This window comes from Leifsonia sp. ZF2019 (genome assembly GCF_019924635.1).
Lineage (GTDB): Bacteria > Actinomycetota > Actinomycetes > Actinomycetales > Microbacteriaceae > Leifsonia.
In genome coordinates, this window is the sequence record NZ_CP065037.1 from 3,133,211 (window position 1) to 3,150,537 (window position 17,327).

At 68.6% G+C, this 17,327-nt stretch carries 18 protein-coding genes and 1 tRNA gene; 9 read left to right on the forward strand and 10 right to left on the reverse strand.

Annotation, left to right across the window (positions count from 1 at the left end):
* Positions 1 to 23: 23 nt before the first annotated feature.
* From IT072_RS15420 to pstB, 7 genes are all read left to right on the forward strand, one after another.
* On the forward strand, positions 24 to 2,222 hold the full coding sequence (locus IT072_RS15420; protein WP_223357734.1) for an RNA degradosome polyphosphate kinase: 2,199 nt from the start codon (positions 24 to 26) through the stop codon (positions 2,220 to 2,222).
* A complete protein-coding gene (locus IT072_RS15425) occupies positions 2,219 to 3,157 on the forward strand; it encodes an NUDIX hydrolase (protein ID WP_223357735.1) in 939 nt (312 codons plus the stop codon). Before IT072_RS15420 ends, IT072_RS15425 begins: the two co-directional genes overlap by 4 nt.
* Positions 3,158 to 3,200: 43 nt before the next feature.
* The gene (locus IT072_RS15430; protein WP_223357736.1) at positions 3,201 to 6,203 is read left to right on the forward strand and encodes a DEAD/DEAH box helicase; all 3,003 of its coding nucleotides are present in this window, start codon (positions 3,201 to 3,203) and stop codon (positions 6,201 to 6,203) included.
* A 145-nt stretch (positions 6,204 to 6,348) separates the two neighbouring features.
* A complete protein-coding gene (gene pstS, locus IT072_RS15435) occupies positions 6,349 to 7,443 on the forward strand; it encodes a phosphate ABC transporter substrate-binding protein PstS (protein WP_223357737.1) in 1,095 nt (364 codons plus the stop codon).
* 101 nt (positions 7,444 to 7,544) lie between these two features.
* Positions 7,545 to 8,492 (forward strand): phosphate ABC transporter permease subunit PstC, encoded by a 948-nt coding sequence (gene pstC / locus IT072_RS15440; RefSeq protein WP_223357738.1) that lies wholly within the window; start codon positions 7,545 to 7,547, stop codon positions 8,490 to 8,492.
* Positions 8,492 to 9,589, forward strand: a complete 1,098-nt coding sequence (pstA, locus tag IT072_RS15445; protein ID WP_223357739.1) for a phosphate ABC transporter permease PstA — start codon at positions 8,492 to 8,494, stop codon at positions 9,587 to 9,589. The genes pstC and pstA overlap by 1 nt, the downstream gene beginning before the upstream one ends.
* 29 nt (positions 9,590 to 9,618) lie before the next feature.
* Positions 9,619 to 10,398, forward strand: a complete 780-nt coding sequence (gene pstB / locus IT072_RS15450; RefSeq protein WP_223357740.1) for a phosphate ABC transporter ATP-binding protein PstB — start codon at positions 9,619 to 9,621, stop codon at positions 10,396 to 10,398.
* Between the two features lie 97 nt (positions 10,399 to 10,495).
* Here pstB and IT072_RS15455 read toward each other — a convergent pair whose 3' ends face one another.
* The 3 genes from IT072_RS15455 to IT072_RS15465 form a co-directional block, all read right to left on the reverse strand.
* Positions 10,496 to 11,305, reverse strand: coding sequence for an anti-sigma factor (locus IT072_RS15455; RefSeq protein ID WP_223357741.1), 810 nt, complete (start codon positions 11,303 to 11,305; stop codon positions 10,496 to 10,498).
* The gene (gene sigK / locus IT072_RS15460; RefSeq protein WP_223357742.1) at positions 11,302 to 11,862 is read right to left on the reverse strand and encodes an ECF RNA polymerase sigma factor SigK; all 561 of its coding nucleotides are present in this window, start codon (positions 11,860 to 11,862) and stop codon (positions 11,302 to 11,304) included. Before sigK ends, IT072_RS15455 begins: the two co-directional genes overlap by 4 nt.
* Positions 11,863 to 12,092: 230 nt before the next feature.
* Positions 12,093 to 12,725, reverse strand: coding sequence for a DNA-directed RNA polymerase subunit beta (locus tag IT072_RS15465; RefSeq protein WP_223357743.1), 633 nt, complete (start codon positions 12,723 to 12,725; stop codon positions 12,093 to 12,095).
* Positions 12,726 to 12,784: 59 nt separating this feature from the next.
* Here IT072_RS15465 and IT072_RS15470 point away from each other — a divergent pair.
* Positions 12,785 to 12,857 (forward strand) — tRNA-Lys (locus IT072_RS15470).
* A 58-nt stretch (positions 12,858 to 12,915) separates the two neighbouring features.
* Here IT072_RS15470 and IT072_RS15475 read toward each other — a convergent pair.
* On the reverse strand, positions 12,916 to 13,200 hold the full coding sequence (locus IT072_RS15475; RefSeq protein ID WP_223357744.1) for a hypothetical protein: 285 nt from the start codon (positions 13,198 to 13,200) through the stop codon (positions 12,916 to 12,918).
* Entirely contained in the window at positions 13,169 to 13,360 is a 192-nt protein-coding gene (locus tag IT072_RS21430; RefSeq protein ID WP_223357745.1) for a helix-turn-helix transcriptional regulator, read from the reverse strand. Before IT072_RS21430 ends, IT072_RS15475 begins: the two co-directional genes overlap by 32 nt.
* A gap of 24 nt (positions 13,361 to 13,384) precedes the next feature.
* Between IT072_RS21430 and IT072_RS15485 the strand changes: the two genes are divergently transcribed.
* Positions 13,385 to 13,711, forward strand: coding sequence for a hypothetical protein (locus tag IT072_RS15485; protein WP_223357746.1), 327 nt, complete (start codon positions 13,385 to 13,387; stop codon positions 13,709 to 13,711).
* On the opposite strand, the gene IT072_RS15490 is transcribed toward IT072_RS15485, so the two are convergent.
* The 5 genes from IT072_RS15490 to IT072_RS15510 form a co-directional block, all read right to left on the reverse strand.
* Positions 13,708 to 14,142, reverse strand: a complete 435-nt coding sequence (locus tag IT072_RS15490) for a hypothetical protein (protein ID WP_223357747.1) — start codon at positions 14,140 to 14,142, stop codon at positions 13,708 to 13,710. The two genes, IT072_RS15485 and IT072_RS15490, sit on opposite strands and share 4 nt — an antisense overlap.
* A 40-nt stretch (positions 14,143 to 14,182) precedes the next feature.
* Entirely contained in the window at positions 14,183 to 14,989 is an 807-nt protein-coding gene (locus tag IT072_RS15495; RefSeq protein ID WP_223357748.1) for a hypothetical protein, read from the reverse strand.
* A 196-nt stretch (positions 14,990 to 15,185) separates the two neighbouring features.
* A complete protein-coding gene (locus tag IT072_RS15500; protein WP_223357749.1) occupies positions 15,186 to 15,908 on the reverse strand; it encodes a hypothetical protein in 723 nt (240 codons plus the stop codon).
* Positions 15,909 to 16,172: 264 nt separating this feature from the next.
* Entirely contained in the window at positions 16,173 to 16,397 is a 225-nt protein-coding gene (locus IT072_RS15505; RefSeq protein ID WP_223357750.1) for a hypothetical protein, read from the reverse strand.
* Positions 16,394 to 16,714, reverse strand: coding sequence for a hypothetical protein (locus IT072_RS15510; protein ID WP_223357751.1), 321 nt, complete (start codon positions 16,712 to 16,714; stop codon positions 16,394 to 16,396). The genes IT072_RS15505 and IT072_RS15510 overlap by 4 nt, the downstream gene beginning before the upstream one ends.
* Between the last annotated feature and the right edge of the window lie 613 nt (positions 16,715 to 17,327).

Sequence of the window (17,327 nt, forward strand, 5' to 3'; positions counted from 1 at the left end):
TGGTCGAGTGCCAAGATGGGGGGATGGACGCGGACGACATCCTTCTCGACAGCGGGCTGACCGGAAGCCTGGGCAGCGACTTCGACGACGACTTCGCGCCGTTCATCTACGAACCCGACCCCGACCTCCCGGGCGACCGCTACCTCGATCGAGAGCTCAGCTGGCTCGCCTTCAACCAGCGCGTGCTCGAACTCGCGGAGGACCCGCTGCTCCCGGTGCTCGAGCGCGCCAACTTCCTGGCGATCTTCGCGAGCAATCTCGACGAGTTCTTCATGGTGCGCGTCGCCGGCCTCAAGCGCCGGATCGCGACCGGTCTCGCGGTGCCGACCAACGTCGGCCGCGCGCCGCAGGACGTCCTGGCCGACATCTCCCTGAAGGCGCACGAACTGCAGGAGCGGCACGCGCGCGCCTACAACGAGCTCGTGGAGCCCGCGCTCGACGCGGCGGGCATCTCCGTCGCCACCTGGGACCAGCTCGACGAGGCCGACAAGGTGCAGATGAGGGAGGTGTTCTCGCAGCAGATCTTCCCCGTGCTGATGCCGCTCGCCGTGGACCCGGCGCATCCGTTCCCCTACATCTCCGGCCTCTCGCTCAACCTCTCGGTGCGCGTGCGCAACTCGCGCACGGGCAAGGAGCAGTTCGCCCGCCTCAAGGTGCCGCAGATGCTGCCGCGCTTCGTACGCATCGATCAGCGCGAGGGCCTCGGCGAGGTGCGCTTCATCCCGCTCGAAGACCTCATCGCCAACCACCTCGGCGACCTCTTCCCCGGCATGGAGATCCTCGACCACCACGTCTTCCGGGTCACCCGCAACGAGGACGTCGAGATCGACGAGGACGAGACGGAGAACCTCATCCAGGCGCTCGAGCGCGAACTGCTGCGCCGGCGGTTCGGGCCGCCGATCCGCCTCGAGGTCACGGACGACATGGACGACGTGACGCTCGGACTGCTCGTGCGCGAGCTCGACGTCACCGAGCAGGAGGTCTACCGCCTCCCCGCGCCGCTCGACCTCGGCGGCCTCTTCGACCTGGCCCGCATCGACCGGCCCGACCTGCACTACCCGAACCACGTGCCCACCACCGCGGCACAGCTCATGCCGAGCGAGCCGAACGCCAAGCCGAACATCTTCGCCGCGGTGTCGCGGCAGGACATCCTGCTGCACCACCCGTACGAGTCGTTCGCGACCAGCGTGCAGGCGTTCCTGGAGCAGGCCGCGGCGGACCCGCACGTGCTCGCCATCAAGCAGACCCTCTACCGCACGTCGGGCGACAGCCCGATCGTGGAGGCGCTCATCGACGCCGCTGAGGCCGGCAAGCAGGTGCTCGCACTCGTCGAGATCAAGGCCCGCTTCGACGAGCAGAACAACATCTCCTGGGCCCGCAAGCTCGAGAAGGCGGGGGTTCACGTCGTCTACGGCCTCGTCGGGCTCAAGACGCACTGCAAGCTCGCGCTCGTGATCCGTGAGGAGAAGGGCGTCCTCAAGCACTACAGCCACATCGGGACGGGCAACTACAACCCGAAGACCTCCCGCATCTACGAGGATCTCGGACTGCTGACGGCCGACGATCAGGTCGGCAAAGACCTGACCCGCCTCTTCAACGAGCTCTCGGGCTACGCGATCGAGAAGAAGTTCAAGCGCCTGCTGGTCGCCCCGCTGCACCTGCGCAAGGGGCTGCTCAAACGCATCGACACCGAGCGGGCGAACGCGGCCGCGGGCAAACCGTCCGGCATCCGCATCAAGCTCAACTCCATCGTCGACGAGGCCATCATCGACGCTCTCTACCGCGCCAGCCAGGCGGGCGTCCCGATCGACCTGTGGGTGCGCGGCATCTGCGGGCTCGTCCCCGGGCGCGAGGGGCTCTCCGAGAACATCCGTGTGCGCTCGGTGCTCGGCCGGTACCTGGAGCACTCGCGCGTCTTCTCGTTCGTCAACGGCGGCGACCCACAGGTCTACATCGGCAGCGCCGACATGATGCACCGCAACCTCGACCGCCGCGTCGAGGCCCTGGTGCGACTCACCTCCCCGGAGCACCTCGCCGAGCTCGACGAGCTGTTCGACCTCGCGTTCGACGACCGCACCGCGTCCTGGTCGCTCGCGGAGGACGGTGTCTGGACCCGCCATCACCTCGACCCGGAAGGCAAACCGCTCATCGACCTGCAGAACAAGCTCATGCAGCAGATCAGCCACCGGCCCCGCAGCCAGCGCACGGGAACCAGGCGGTGAGCCAGGCCATCTACGCCGCGGGCGCCCTCTGCTGGCGTGTCGTGGACGACAAGATCGTCGTGCTCGTCGTGCACCGCACCAAGTACGGTGACGTCACCATCCCCAAGGGCAAGGTCGATCCCGGAGAGACGCTCCCCCAGACGGCGGTGCGCGAGATCCATGAGGAGACCGGTCTGAAGGTCGCCCTCGGCCTGCCGCTGGGCGTCTCGTCGTACCCGCTCAGCAGCGGCCGCGAGAAGATCGTCCACTACTGGGCGGCGGAGGTCTCCCCCCGCGCGATCGAGCAGTCGACCTTCGTGCCGAACGGCGAGATCGCGGCCGTCGAGTGGGTGACCGTCAAGAAGGCCCGCGGCTACCTGACGTACGAGCGTGACGTCGAGATCCTGGATGCCTTCGAGGGCTTCGTCAAGCAGGGCATCACCTCGACGTTCTCGCTGATCGCGCTGCGCCACGGCAAAGCCGAGCCCCGCGGAGGCTGGGACGGCTCCGACGCCTCCCGGCCGCTCACCGACCGCGGCGTGAAGCAGGCCGCCGGCGACGTCCCCACCCTGCTCGCGTGGCGCCCCAAGCGCATCGTGACGAGCGACGCCGTGCGCTGCGTCGCCACCGTCGCGCCGCTCGCCGCCGCCACCGGCATCCAGCCGCAGCGCACCCACGCCATCAGCCAGGACGCCTACGAGGAGGGCCGCGGCGACGTCCGCGGCGTGATCGGCAAGCGCGTACGCGCCGGCAAGACCGCCGTGCTCTGCAGCCACGGTCCCGTGCTGCCCGAGATCCTGCGCGAGATCGCGCTGGCGACGGGGACCATGCCGGGCGGCTACCTCACCGACGCGGCCGACCTCGACACCGGCGGCTTCTCGGTCGTGCACCTCTCTGCGACCAACCCCGCCTCCGGGATCATCTCGATCGAGACCTACGCGCCCGCGGTGGCGTGACGGCGCTCCTCTCGGTGTCGCAGGTCCGTGAGAGCGTGACGCGGTGACCTCCCCCGATCCTGCTCCGCGCCCGGCTTGGCGGGAGGCGCTCGCCCACCTGTCGCGCCCGGTCACGGAGGATGCCGTGGGCACCGCGAGAGCCGCACTCCACTTCGAGGCGCGGCAGCTGGTCCGGCGCCCCACCGATCGCTGGCAGCGCCCGACCTCGCGCACGATCCCCGCCGAGCCGGGCACGGACGCTCCCGTCGTGCTGGCCGTGCGCCCCGCGGTGCTCGGGCCGTCCGGGCGCTGGAAGACCTCCGGGATCAGTTGGAGCACCGTCCAGCACCACGTGCACCGGCTGTCGCTCTCGCGCGCGCAGATCCGGTGGTTCCACCAGGTGTCGGCGCTGCAGCGCTCGACCCCCGTCGTGCTCGGCGACGACCCCGACCGCATCATCCTCGACGACTACGAGAGCCCCCTGCTGTGGGAACTGCTCGCCGGGGCGGGTGCCGCCGGTATCGAGCTCGTCACCGGCACGGCGGCCGGGACCGTGCACCTCGGCCGAGCGGCCGAGGTGCTGCTCGACGCCCGCACGGACTCCGACGGGTTGACGCTGGAGACCGTCGTGCTCTTCGACGGCGAGCGCCGCCCTCCGGAGTCGGTCGGCCGCATCGGCGACCACGGCCTGTACACGGTGCACTGGTCGCCGGCGCCCCGGATCCTGCTCGCCCCGACCGCCACGCCGCTGACGCCCGAACAGCGGTCGGTCCTGGAGCATCCACTCCCTCCCGTGCCCGCCGCCGATGTCCGCGAGTTCCTCCACGAGGCCTACCCCTCGCTGAGGCAGGCGATCTCCGTCGTGAGCGGCGACGAGAGCGTGGATTTCCCGCGGATCGCACCGCCCGTGCTGTCCCTCGTGGTCGAGCACCGGCCGAGCGCCTCCGTCGAGCTGCACTGGGAGTGGCTCTACCAGGTCGGCCCGACCCGCACGCGACGCGCGACGGACCTCGAGCCGAAACCGGGCGAGTTCAGCGACCAGGACGCCGAGGCGCAACGCCTGGCACTGCTCGGCCGAGACCCGCTCCCGGGCGGTCTCGTCGCCGGCGTGCCCACCGTGCTCCGCGGCGTGGACGCGCTGGAGTTCGTGGTGGAGACGCTCCCCCTGCTGGCGGGCCGCGGCGATCTCCGCATCCGAGAGGTGGGCACGCGCCCGGCCTTCCGGGCGATCACCGACACCCCGGAGCTGACGATCACCGCCGTGCCCGGCGACGGATCCGACTGGTTCGACCTGGGCGTCCTCGTGCGCGTCGACGGCCGCGACATCCCGTTCACCCCGCTCTTCGCCGCCCTGACGCGCGGGGCGAAGAAGCTGCTGCTCATCGATCGCACCTACCTGCCCCTCGACCAGCCGGTGTTCGACCGGCTGCGCGAGATCATCCAGGACGCCTCGACCTTCCCCGAATGGGAGGCCGGCGTCCTGCGGCTCAACCGTTACCAGGCCGCGGTCTGGGACGAGCTCGACGAACTCGCGGACCACACCGAGCTGGACGATGCCTGGCGCGAGACCGTCGGCGGCCTGCTCGCCCTGACCCGCGGCGGCGACCCGATGGGCGACGCGCCGCCGCACGCGGCCTCCACCACTGCCACGCTGCGGCCGTACCAGGAGCACGGCCGCCGCTGGCTGCACTTCCTCTGGCGGCACGGCCTGGGCGGCGTGCTCGCCGACGACATGGGCCTGGGCAAGACCGTGCAGACGTTGAGCCTCATCGCTGACGCGAAGGCGGCCCGCGACGACTCCGACTCCGCTCTTCCCTTCCTCGTGGTGGCGCCCGCCTCCGTGGTGTCGAACTGGGCCGCCGAAGCCGCGCGGTTCACCCCCGGGCTGACGGTCGTGGTGCTCGACGCGGGGGTCCGGAGCGCGGCCCGCTTGCGGGACGCCGTCGCCGGCGCCGACCTCGTCGTCACCTCCTACGCCCTCTTCCGCCTCGACGCCGACCACTTCGCGACGCTGGACTGGGCGGGCCTGGTGCTCGACGAGGCACAGGTCGTCAAGAACAGGCAGTCGCAGGTGCACCGCCGCGCGCGCGACTTCCCCGCACCCTTCAAGCTGGCCATCACCGGCACTCCGCTCGAGAACGATCTCCTGGAACTGTGGGCGCTCTTCGCGATCGTCGCTCCGGGGCTGCTGCCGCCCGCCCACCGGTTCACGCAGCACTTCGCACGGCCGATCGCCGCCGGGGAGGATGTCGCGGGCGTCCGGCTCGAGACGTTGCGCCGCCGCATCCGCCCGCTGCTCCTCCGCCGGACGAAGGAGCAGGTCGCCCCCGAGCTGCCCCCGCGCCAGGATCAGGTCCTGACCGTCGAGCTCTCGCCCAGCCACCGGCGCGTGTACGACGCCTATCTGCAGCGCGAGCGTCAGAAGGTCCTGGCCCTGGTCGACGACCTCGACCGCCAACGGTTCAACGTGCTCCGGTCACTGACCCTGCTGCGGCGGCTCAGCCTCGACGCCGCGCTGATCGACACCTCCGACGACCCGCACGGCGAGTTCGACGGCATCCCGTCGAGCAAACTGGACGCGTTGCTGGAGCAGCTCGCCGACGTGATCGCCGAGGGGCATCGCGCCCTGGTCTTCAGCCAGTTCACCGGCTACCTCGCCAAAGCGGCCGCCCGGCTGACCGCCGCCGGCATCCCCCACGCGATGCTCGACGGGACGACGCGCCGGCGAGCCGAGGTCATCGACGGCTTCCGCACCGGATCCGTCCCCGTCTTCCTCATCAGCCTCCGCGCGGGAGGCGTCGGCCTCAACCTGACCGAGGCCGACTACGTCTTCCTCCTCGATCCGTGGTGGAACCCCGCGGTCGAGCAGCAGGCCGTCGACCGCGCCCACCGCATCGGCCAGACCGCGCCGGTGATGGTCTACCGGCTCGTCTCCGCCGGCACTATCGAGGAGAAGGTGATGGCGCTCAAAGCCGAGAAGGCACGGCTGTTCGACGCGGTGCTCGACGGCGGGGCCGGTTTCGACGCGGCCCTGACCGCGGACGACATCCGCGGACTCCTCGCCTGACCGTCGCGCGCACGACCCAAGACAACACCCCTCGTTCACCTTCCGTTTACCACTGCGGGGGACGCTGGTCAGACACCGGCGTTAGCGTCTCACGCGGGTCGCACCGGCCCCGTCCTGTTGTTACTGATCCCCGGAAGGGACAACTGTGAAACTGAAGCGTCTTGGCGCTCCTCTGGCCGTCCTGGCCGCTGCCGCCATCTCTCTGACCGCGTGCGCGTCGAACGAGGGCAGCACCCCGTCGACCACGTCGGCCGCTCCGTCGAACCTCTCCGGCACGCTGAACGGCATCGGTTCGTCCGCCCAGGGCGCTGCTCAGACCGTCTGGGCCGCCGGCTTCCAGCAGGCCAACCCCAAGGTCACCGTCAACTACGACCCGCAGGGCTCCGGCGCGGGCCGCAAGTCCTTCATCTCGGGCGCCGCCGACTTCGCCGGCTCCGACGCCGCGCTGAAGGCCGAGGAGCTCTCCGGCACCTTCGCCGGCTGCGCCGCGGGCACCAAGGGCATCGACCTCCCCGTCTACATCTCTCCGATCGCGATCGCGTACAACGTCGACGGCGTGAAGGACCTCAAGCTGGACGCCGACACCATCGCCGGCATCTTCTCGGGCAAGATCACCACCTGGGACGACGCGAAGATCAAGGACCAGAACTCGGGCGCCTCGCTCCCGTCCGCTCCGATCACCGTCGTGCACCGCTCCGACGACTCGGGCACCACGCAGAACTTCACCGAGTACCTCGCGGCGAACGCGGCCGACGTCTGGACCGCTCCGGCGTCGCAGACGTTCCCCTTCCAGGTCGGTGACGCCGCCAAGGGCACCTCCGGTGTCGCGGACGCCACCAAGAACGCCAAGAACTCGATCACCTACATCGACGAGTCGGGCTCGGCCGGTCTCTCCATCGCGCAGCTGAAGGTCGGCGACACCTACACGAAGCTCAGCGCCGACGGTGCTGCCGCTGTCGTGGCCGCCTCCCCGATCGCCGACGGCCGCGAGGCCAACGACCTGGCCATCGCGATCGACCGCAAGGCCGACAAGAAGGGCGACTGGCCCCTCGTGCTCGTCTCCTACATCATCGCGTGCCAGCAGTACAGCGACTCCGCCAAGGCGGACCTCGTCAAGGGCTACGTCGACTACATCGTCAGCGACGCCGCCCAGAAGGCCGCTGCCGAGCAGGCCGGCTCCGCCCCGCTCGCGTCCGACCTCGCCGCCAAGGTGAGCAAGGCCGTCGCGACCATCAAGTAACACACCGGCCGCTCGGCCCGGGCCGCACACGCGGCCCGGGTCGAGCGGTACGTCTCCCTCACCCGCAGCCCCGCGGGACCCCCGATGAGAGAAAGCCAGGAATGACCGCCGGAACCGCAGGAGCAATCAGGCCCAAGGCAAAGGTCCGCCTCGGCGACCGCGTCTTCTCCACGAGCACCATCGTCGCGGGATCGCTCATCCTCGCCACGCTCGCCGCTGTGGCGCTCTTCCTCGTCATCCAGAGCATCCCGGCCCTCTTCGCCGGCGCCGGCGAGCTCCCCAACAACGCCTCGAACTTCTGGGCGTGGGTCTGGCCGCTCGTCTTCGGCACCATCTGGGCCGCCGTGATCGCGCTGCTCATCGCCACGCCGCTGTCGATCGGCATCGCCCTCTTCATCTCGCACTACGCGCCCCGCCGCGTCGCGCAGACCCTGGGCTACATCATCGACTTGCTCGCCGCGGTGCCGTCTGTCGTCTTCGGTCTCTGGGGCATCGCGACGCTGGCCTCCTTCGTCCAGCCCTTCTACGCCTGGCTGGGCGACAACCTCGGCTGGATCCCCTTCTTCGCCCCGCCGGTCTCCGGAACGGGCCGCACCATCCTCACAGCCGCCCTGGTGCTCGCCGTCATGGTCATCCCGATCATGACCGCCATCTGCCGCGAGATCTTCCTGCAGACCCCGCGCCTGCACGAGGAGGCGGCCCTCGCTCTCGGCGCGACCAAGTGGGAGATGGTCCGCATGGCCGTCCTGCCCTTCGCCCGCAGCGGCATCATCTCGGCGATCATGCTCGGGCTGGGACGCGCGCTCGGCGAGACCCTCGCGATCGCGATGGTGCTCTCGCCCGCCCTGGTCGTGAAGTTCGCGGTGCTGCAGGCGCAGAGCCCGAACACGATCGCCGCGAACATCGCGCTGCAGTTCCCCGAGGCCACCGGCGTCGGCGTGAACGCGCTCGTCGCGTCCGGTCTGGTCCTCTTCGTCGTGACGCTTCTGATCAACATGCTCGCCCGCTACATCGTCAACCGCCGCAAGGCCTTCTCGGGAGCGAACTGATGGCCGCCACCACCGTCACCGCCGCAGGTCCCCGCCCGCTGGCCAACAGCTACACGGCCGGCAAGCTGCCCGGCTGGGCCCCCTGGACGATGCTCGTCGGCTCCTGGGCCGTCTTCATCGCCGTCTTCGCCATCCTCGCCGCGAGCGGCGCGGCGAAGGACTTCAACATCGTCGGCGCCATCTTCTTCGGCACGGTGCTGTTCGACGTCGCGATCTACCTCACGTCGCTCTTGGTCGAAGGCAACCGCAAGGCGAAGGACCGCCTGGTCACCTCGCTCGTGGCCACGGCCTTCATCATCGCGCTGCTCCCCCTGATCTCGCTCGGCTGGACCGTGATCGCGCAGGGGCTCGCCCGGTTCGACATCCAGTTCTTCTCGGAGTCGATGCGCAACGTCATCGGCGCCGGGGGCGGCGCACTGCACGCGATCGTCGGCACGCTGCTCATCACGGCGATGGCCGCGCTCATCTCGGTGCCCATCGGCCTCCTCACCTCGATCTACCTGGTCGAGTACGGCCGGGGGATGCTCGCCCGCGGGATCACCTTCTTCGTCGACGTGATGACCGGCATCCCGTCGATCGTGGCCGGCCTGTTCGCGTACGCCCTCTTCGCGCTGATCTTCGGTCCGGCTGTGCGCAACGGCTTCATGGGGTCGATCGCCCTCTCGGTGCTGATGATCCCCGTGGTCGTCCGCTCGAGCGAGGAGATCCTGCGGATCGTGCCGAACGAGCTGCGCGAGGCCTCGCTCGCCCTGGGCGTGCCGAAGTGGCTCACCGTGCTCAAGGTGGTGCTGCCGACCTCCCTCGCCGGGCTGGTGACGGGCGTCATGCTCGCCATCGCCCGCGTCATCGGCGAGACGGCGCCGCTGCTGATCGTCGCCGGCTTCACGACCAGCATGAACTACGACCTCTTCAGCGACCGGATGATGACCCTTCCGGTGTTCGTCTACACCCAGTACACCCAGGCGGCGGGCCTGCACGCGCAGGACTCGATCGACCGGGCCTGGACGGGCGCCCTCGCCCTCATCATCATCGTGATGCTGCTGAACCTCGTCGGCCGCATCATCGCCAAGGTCTTCGCCCCCAAGTACGGCCGCTGATCCGGTCACCCGAGACAAGGAATCCACACGTGTCCAAGCGCATCGAAGTCAACGACCTCAACGTCTACTACGGCAAGTTCCACGCCGTGGAGGATGTCTCCCTCACGATCGAGCCCCGCACGGTGACGGCCTTCATCGGCCCGTCCGGCTGCGGCAAGTCGACCTTCCTCCGCACGCTCAACCGCATGCACGAGGTCATCCCCGGCGCGTACGTGGAAGGGGACGTGCTGATCGACGGCAACAACCTCTACGGCGCGGGCGTCGATCCCGTGCTGGTCCGCCGCCAGGTGGGCATGGTGTTCCAGCGTCCGAACCCGTTCCCGACCATGAGCATCCGCGAGAACGTGCTCGCCGGCGTCAAGCTGAACAACCGACGTATGTCGAAGTCGGAGGCGGACGACCTGGTGGAGAAGTCACTGCAGGGCGCGAACCTGTGGAACGAGGTCAAGGACCGCCTCAACCTCCCGGGCTCGGGCCTCTCGGGCGGTCAGCAGCAGCGTCTCTGCATCGCCCGCGCGATCGCGGTCTCTCCCGACGTGCTCCTGATGGACGAGCCCTGCTCGGCCCTCGACCCGATCTCGACGCTCGCCATCGAGGACCTCATCGAGGAGCTCAAGAACGAGTACACGATCGTGATCGTGACCCACAACATGCAGCAGGCCTCGCGCGTCTCCGACCGCACCGCGTTCTTCAACATCGCGGGCACCGGCAAGCCCGGCAAGCTCATCGAATACAACGACACCAACCAGATCTTCTCGAACCCCACCGTCCAGGCCACCGAGGACTACGTCTCCGGCCGGTTCGGTTGAGCTGAGCTTCGCGCGCCCCAACGGCCGCGAGTACGCAGAAAGTGCGCCGATTCACAACGAATCGGCGCACTTTCTGCATACTCGGCGGGTGCCCCGGTCAGGAGGGGATGGCGACGATGGGGGTGGTGGTGGGGCGCGGCGAGCCTCCGCTCGGCTCGACCGTGACTCCGACGGTGTCGCCGGCGCGCATCGTCCCGGCCAGGACCTTCCACGTCGAGCCCGCGGCGGCCGCGTCCATGGTGCCGGCCGGCGTCGCCTCGCCGTCGCGGATGTACCAGAGCTCGTAGGTCTTGTCCTTCGGCAGGCTCGGCAGGTCGTTCGCGATGAGGGCGGAGGTGCCGAGCTTCGCGGACCACACCAGGGTCGCCGTCCCTCCCCCGGTCACCGCAGCCGTCGCCCGCTGGGCGTCGGGAGCCGCGTTGATGGACGCGAGGGCGGAGGCCTGCTGCTGCTGGGTGGAGTCGGTGCCGGAGAGGACGCCGCCGACGACCGTTCCGCCGACGAACAGCACGACGGCGGCCGCTGCGGCGGCGGCGATGGCCATCGGCCGCGAGAACCAGCGGCGCTGGGCGGCACGCTCGGCGGGGCCGGGGATTGCGGGGGCAGCGGCTGCGGGAGACGCGGTGGCGACGGGCGCAGGTGCGACGGACGGGGGCGCAGGTGCGACGGACACGGGCGCGACGGGCGCCTGCGGCGCAGCCGTGGCATCGTTCGTCTCGGCGGGCAGCTGCGGCGTCGTCTGGAGGGCGGCGAACAGCGCCGTCTTCAATTCCGGTCGCGGAGTGACGGGCTCGGCAGCGAGGCCGAGCTGTGCCGCGACGTCTTCGAAGTCGCGGGCCTCCTGCTCGTTCTCGGCGCCCAGTTCGGTGCCGAGACGTGCGGGGGTGCGGCGGGTCTCGTCGGTCATCGTGTCACCCCCAGTTCCTCTCGCAGCCGTATCATCGCATCCCGTAGCCGTGTCTTCGCTGTGCCGAGAGGGATCCCCAGCTCGGCGGCGACCTCGCTCTGGCTGAGGCCCCCGTAGTAGGCGAGTGTGATCGCCGCGCGTTGCGCTTCGCTCAGCGTCGCCAAGGCCACCTCCACTCGTTCGTGCTCCACTCGGATCTCGACCGTCTCTGCCACCTGGTCGTACGCCGTGGGGAGGTCGCGGATACCCACGGCGGTGTCGCGGTCGCGGGACGCCTGGGACGCCCGGATCCGGTCGATCGCTCGACGATGGGCCATGGTCATGATCCACGTCATCGCTCGACCTTTGTTCGGATCGAAACGCGAAGCGGATTGCCACGCCTCGAGGAACACCTCCTGGGCGACCTCCTCCGACTGTGCGGCGTCGATCAGGACGCGGCGGATGAGGCCGAGTACGCGTGGAGCGGTCTGATCGTAGAAGGCGGAGAACGCCTGCTGATCGCCCGTCGCGGTCCGGACAACGAGCGCATCGAGGTCCGAGGCTACGGCGTCGTCCACGTCGTCTCCGCTCTGTCGCTGCCGGTCGGGGCATCACGCTTCATCGAGGCACAAAAAAACCGGGCCGCAGAACGCCTCTCGGCGCGAGGCCGCTCGGAGCGGCAAGTTTTGGAGCCCGGGGTTACTGCGGCCCGGCTCCATCAATAGTACACATCCCCCGCCGGACGTCGACGGCGTGCCGTTCGCCGCCCGAGAACGGGGAATCCGCTGAGAGCCCGATCCCGCGCGCGTCAGTCGAGGGAGTCCGACCGCCAGAGGCGCGCGCACGCCGTGAGCTCCTCCGCCGTCGTCGTGAAGCGGAGGGCGCGCGTGGTGAGCTCGGCGGCGCGTTCCGTGTCGAGGACGACATCCCGGTCGTCCGCGACCGCCGCGGCTCCGGCAGCGACCACCCGGCAGAACGCGGCGGCACGGTCGAGCGCGCCGGCGAAGTCGCCCTCGAACAGCCCGCGCAGGATGCGGTCGGCGAGGTCCGTGATCTCCGCCGGGCCTGCCGGCGTCGGCGCTCCCGCCACCACGGGGTCGATCGAGGTGAGCACCTCGGTGCCGCGCTGGTAGAGCAGGGCCGTCCCGTCCGCGTCCTGCCGGATCAGCAGCCGCAGCAGGTAGATTCGCCACAGCGCCCCCGGCAGGCTCTTCGCGTTCGACCGCGACCAGAGCTCGGCGAGCGCGTCGATCCCGTGCGCGTCGGTGTACGCGACCAACCGGTCGACGATCTCCGGATCCGGATTCTCGCGCACCCGCGCGAGCAGCGCCCGCGCCGTCTCGTGGGCGACCCGGCTGATCTGCGCCGGATCCTCCCCGCCCAGGAACGCCTCGAACATCCCACCGGGGAAGGTCACCGGCTTGTGGTGTCGTTCAGCCATTGCCCCATTCTCCCCCTGGTACGAGCCGAGAACGATCCACGGTAGATTAGTCAGCGATCGGGCCTGTAGCTCAGTTGGCAGAGCATCGGACTTTTAATCCGCGGGTCGTGGGTTCGAGCCCCACCGGGCCCACAGTTTCCGCGGGTCCCGCTCGCTCTGGTGCGCGAAATCCATCACAAACCCATCGGATTCAGTAGTCGTGTGCGGCAGCGATGACGTCGACCGCGCGCAGGTCGACCTCGCCCCCGCACACCTCGAGCGTCTCCGTCACGATCGCCCACAAACGAAGGGCGCCCGCATCCCCACCACGCGCGAGGTGGTAGACGATGCGGGCGTACGGTTCAGCCGGCGCCGACTCTTCGAGGAGTGGCATGGCGGCGTCCTGGAGGGCTCTACGACGCGACTTCCGCTCCTGGCTGCGCCGGTTGTAGGCCTGCTGCCGTTCACGCTTCTGCGCCTGTGTGAGCCTCGTCATCGTCCCCTCGCATGAACCTGTCGATCTCATCGCGAGAGTACCTCACACTGCGACCGATCCGGACGAACGCGGGGCCCTTACCGAGGACCCGCCAGTTGGCGAGCGTTTGAACGGCGAACCCTGTTTCGTTCGCAACTTTTGTTGCCGTCATCCATTCCATGATGGCCAGGCTAGAGTCCGCACCATGGACCGCGAACGCGTAGCGGTCAAGGAGGGGGTGGGTGGGCGAGGGGTTCCCCCTGGGGTGGTGCAGGATCGTCGCATGAGCTATTCGATTGAGCAGCTGCGTGCGTTGAGTGATGATGAGTTGGTGGCCGCCCACGACGAGCTGGCTGTGTTCACTCAGGTGGGCACGCAGTACTACGTGGACGAGTTGAATCGGCGTGAGCAGGAGCGGTCCATTGCGGCGTCTGAAGCGTTGGCGCGTTCGAGCCATCGGTTGTCTGTGACGAACACGTGGTTGGCTGGTCTCGCTTTGGTGGTGGCAGTCGTCGCGTTGTTCGTTCGTTAGCGGGGCATGCGGCTGCCGTCTGGTCCTGCGATGGGCTTGCCGTCGGTTCTCTCGAGGATAACGTGGCAGTGGGTGCAGTAGACCCATCCGCGGCTGTCGCGTTCGCTGGCGAGGTGGTGGCCCCGATGCTCGCACTCTGACTCGAGGCGATCGGCCCGCTCTCGCATGGCCATGAGGTGGCTGATCGTCTCCTCGTCCTTGATGAGGTAGCCACCGTCGCGTCGCTCCCAGAGCCCCACCGTCTCGAGCTCGACCGCCGAGATCGTTGTCTCGGCGGAGATGGCGTTCAGGTAGTCGTCGCTTATGAACCCGGGAGTGCCGTCCTCGAAGCTATTGATGATCGAGTGCGAGTGCAGCATGAAGGCAGCGGGACTGAGCACGCCGAGTCCCTCCACATCGATGAATCGTTCGCTGTCATCGTCGTCGCTCATGCGACCAAGATAGCGCCGACCTCTCCCAGTCCGGTGACGCTCAGCGCTTCTTGGTGGTGTTGAGCATGTAGTCCTCGGCGAGGTCGAGGGCATATCCGAGGTGGCGTGTGGCTTGCTCGAGCATCATGCCGAGAGCCGTGACGTTGACCGTCACCAAGACGTGATCTTCGTTCTCCGTGCGTTGTAGCGCCCCGGCTGCGAAGTTCGGGTTGGAGTGAGCGATCCCCGAACATGCTCGCCATGCGTCTACACCGCGGAGGTTTGAGCGCTTGCTTCCAGGGATCTTGTCGTCGACGGCGGAGATGATGTCGGTGAGGTGGGCGAACGGGGCTTCAAGGTCGAGACTCTTCAGGCCAGGCCGAGACTGGGTGATCTCCGTGAGGATGCGTCGCAGCTCTGCGGTGATCGCATCCGTGGGGGTGTCGTACCTTTTCGTGTAGACAGCCACCCGTTGGCGGTTGTCCCAGGTGAGTCGAATGGACTTGCGGACCCTCGCGTCGATCGTTCCGGGGATCATGATCCACGAGGCAAGCGCTGAGGCTTCAATCGCAACTCGGATCAGGGAGAACCCGGCGAGCGGACGGGGCCCGGTCGTCTCGATGGACTGAGCGAGCATCGTGAGGTGGTCGTGCGCGCTGTGAAGCAGGTGGGTGATCTGTTGCGAAGGCGGATCGATCCACTTCACCTTGTCATCGCCCTGTACTCGGCTATCCTCCATCGGCCGGAGCGTCCCTATGCGCGTCTCCACCTCCTGAACCCAGGACGGAAGTCGTGTGAGGAGACCAGTTGCGAAGGCTACGAGTACTGGGTCGTTGAGTATCGCGTCTTCGGGTGAAGTCTGCGTCATACCGTCAGGGTATCTGCGGCTCGGGCTCAGGAGGGCGCCGAGTGATCGACTGGTGCCAGGTCAATAAGACCGGGGTGTAGCGGTGCGTCTTCGTCGCGGCGTGCTCGGCGTGCAGCCGCAGATGCGGTGCCTCCCTCCGAGGAGGACTTCCGTTGGTGGTGCCACTCGCACAGTGCTCGGAGGTTCGACGGTCGAGTCAGCCTGCGGCCGAGCCTGCGAACATCTGCTTGGCGCCCCAGTAGATGCGCCCCGGCAAGCCGGCTGCCCCCGAGTTGTTCTGCACCTGAATCGTCATCTGCGTTGTGGATACCGCCGTGACGACACCCGTGAACCGGCCGCTCGACGTCGTGACGTCAGGGATGGGAGCTTGAGTGAACCGATTGGTGGGGAAGGTGACCGTTACATTCGCGGTAGCCTGTGGTGCAACTCCGGTGGTGGCGAGCGCGTCCGTGAATCCGGCCGCCTCCGCGAACGGGAATGCGACCTGCCAGCCAGTGCCGACGTACTTGTAGAAGTCGAGGCCGATCTGCGCCAGCTGCCCCAGAAGGGGCGGCGTCCAGTTGTTCATCTCCGTCGCGTTGTTGAAGGGCACCACCCCGCCGGCGGCGGCCGTGTACGGGGCAACCCACGTGACGCTCGGCGCACCGCTGCCGGACTTCGGTACGTTGATCTGGGCGATCACGAACGCGCGCGCGACCGGCGGAGTCGGAGCGACCCCGGAACCGGCCACACCCGCGAGGTACTTCCTGGTGACCGCGGGCGTGGTCGAACTGTCGCCCTCAGCCGGGTCGTCGATCTGCACGTAGAGGATGTCCGTTCGCGCACTCGATCCGTCCGCCGGGGTCATGGCACCCGTGGCGGCCGCGCTGAACGCGAACTCGTACCCTCCGGCCTCCGCAGCAGCCTCGACATCAGCCATGCCCGCGAAGGGCTGGCACGTCCACGTCGTCGACGATGCCGTGACGGTGGAGCTCGGGGTGCCCGGTCGCACACCTGTACGCACTCCGAGCGGCCGCGACGCCGCCCCCATGGCCTGATGCACGCCCCGCAGCTGCCGCTCCGCGCGCCCGTCATAAGTGGGTGAACCGCCAACTGCGTTCACCGGTCCAAAGAGATCAACCATGGTCAGTTCCTACCTTTCAGATTCACGGTCGTCGTCCGTATCGACGGCGACCTTTGATACTCAGTCGTCCGACATGCTTTCCAGCAGTGTCAGAAGCAACAGGAGCGCGCCGAGCGGGCCGAAGAACCCGAGCCCGGGGATCTTGATGCCACGGGCGATCGATATGCCCTTCCGCTTGACCGCCCGGCCGTCCTTCGCGGCCTTCTCGCCCGCTTTCGCGAGCCGCTCGAAATACACCTGCCGCTTCTGGTCCCACTTCAACAGCGGCCCGCTCCAGTTGTTCACTGCCCTACCTCGTTCACGTACCGGTGCGCGAGCCGCTGCAACGCCACCAGGGCCACCGCCAACTCGAGCGCGTCAGGCACCTCCGCTCGCTGCAGACGATCCGTCAGGAGCTGCAGCGCCCGCTTCGGCTTGCCCGCCACCGGCAACAGCTCTGCGAGCACCGCATCCGCCGACCTGACCAGCTCCACCGGATAGTGCAGCGCCGTCACCATCCTGCGCTCGTACTCCTCGTGCGGAGTCGGCCGTGTGATGCGATGCACGTGCGTCCGACCGGACTCGTCCGTCCAGCTGACATCACGGCCCGTCTCGTCGTCCATCGTCAGTCTTCCGTCTCGTTGTCGAGCTCGGTGAAGGCCTTGTGCTGCGCCAGCCGCTCGATCCAGTCGGGCCGGCCGCAAGCGCGCGGAAGCTCGAGCGTGGCCAGGTCCGCCACTAGATCCTCGTCCAATCGCGAATCCACACGCGCCACCGCGTCCGGGACGACTCGGATCGAAACGCGACCAACGCTATTGCCACCAGGGCACTTCGCCACGCGAACTTCCTTCGATCACGGTGGGGGTGGATCTCGCCCTTCGAGACCCCCACCAGGAGGACAGTTCGCGCTTTCGGGGAACGCAACTGATTGCTTCTATTCTCTCGCAGTTGCGGCCGATTGGGAGCCTGCGGCACCGGCGCGGCGACGCTCCGCCCACGCCTCCCGCCGACACTCGTCCGAGCAGTAGACCTGGCCGGCCCGCGAGGGCTCGAACGACCACGAGCAGCCTACGCAATCTCGCTCAGCACGGGGATCGGCGTCCACCGAGCCGTACCGGTCACGCAGGTAGCGGTGGCGGCCACAGAGCGCGCCGTGGCGGCCGTCAAGCTCGCCCCGGCATCCGTCGACCGAGCACGAGCGCTCCTGACTGGCGTCCATCAAATCGCCTCCAATAA

What these genes read in the sequence shown, in the direction of transcription:
- pstC (WP_223357738.1), top strand. Translation starts at nt 7,545, where the DNA reads ATGACCGCCGGAACCGCAGGAGCAATCAGGCCCAAGGCAAAGGTCCGC.
- IT072_RS15420 (WP_223357734.1), top strand. Translation starts at nt 24, where the DNA reads ATGGACGCGGACGACATCCTTCTCGACAGCGGGCTGACCGGAAGCCTG.
- IT072_RS15465 (WP_223357743.1), bottom strand. Translation starts at nt 12,725, where the DNA reads ATGGCTGAACGACACCACAAGCCGGTGACCTTCCCCGGTGGGATGTTC.
- IT072_RS21430 (WP_223357745.1), bottom strand. Translation starts at nt 13,360, where the DNA reads ATGGAATGGATGACGGCAACAAAAGTTGCGAACGAAACAGGGTTCGCC.
- IT072_RS15500 (WP_223357749.1), bottom strand. Translation starts at nt 15,908, where the DNA reads ATGGCTGATGTCGAGGCTGCTGCGGAGGCCGGAGGGTACGAGTTCGCG.
- IT072_RS15475 (WP_223357744.1), bottom strand. Translation starts at nt 13,200, where the DNA reads ATGACGAGGCTCACACAGGCGCAGAAGCGTGAACGGCAGCAGGCCTAC.
- IT072_RS15485 (WP_223357746.1), top strand. Translation starts at nt 13,385, where the DNA reads ATGGACCGCGAACGCGTAGCGGTCAAGGAGGGGGTGGGTGGGCGAGGG.
- pstA (WP_223357739.1), top strand. Translation starts at nt 8,492, where the DNA reads ATGGCCGCCACCACCGTCACCGCCGCAGGTCCCCGCCCGCTGGCCAAC.
- IT072_RS15490 (WP_223357747.1), bottom strand. Translation starts at nt 14,142, where the DNA reads ATGAGCGACGACGATGACAGCGAACGATTCATCGATGTGGAGGGACTC.
- IT072_RS15495 (WP_223357748.1), bottom strand. Translation starts at nt 14,989, where the DNA reads ATGACGCAGACTTCACCCGAAGACGCGATACTCAACGACCCAGTACTC.
- IT072_RS15455 (WP_223357741.1), bottom strand. Translation starts at nt 11,305, where the DNA reads ATGACCGACGAGACCCGCCGCACCCCCGCACGTCTCGGCACCGAACTG.
- IT072_RS15510 (WP_223357751.1), bottom strand. Translation starts at nt 16,714, where the DNA reads ATGGACGACGAGACGGGCCGTGATGTCAGCTGGACGGACGAGTCCGGT.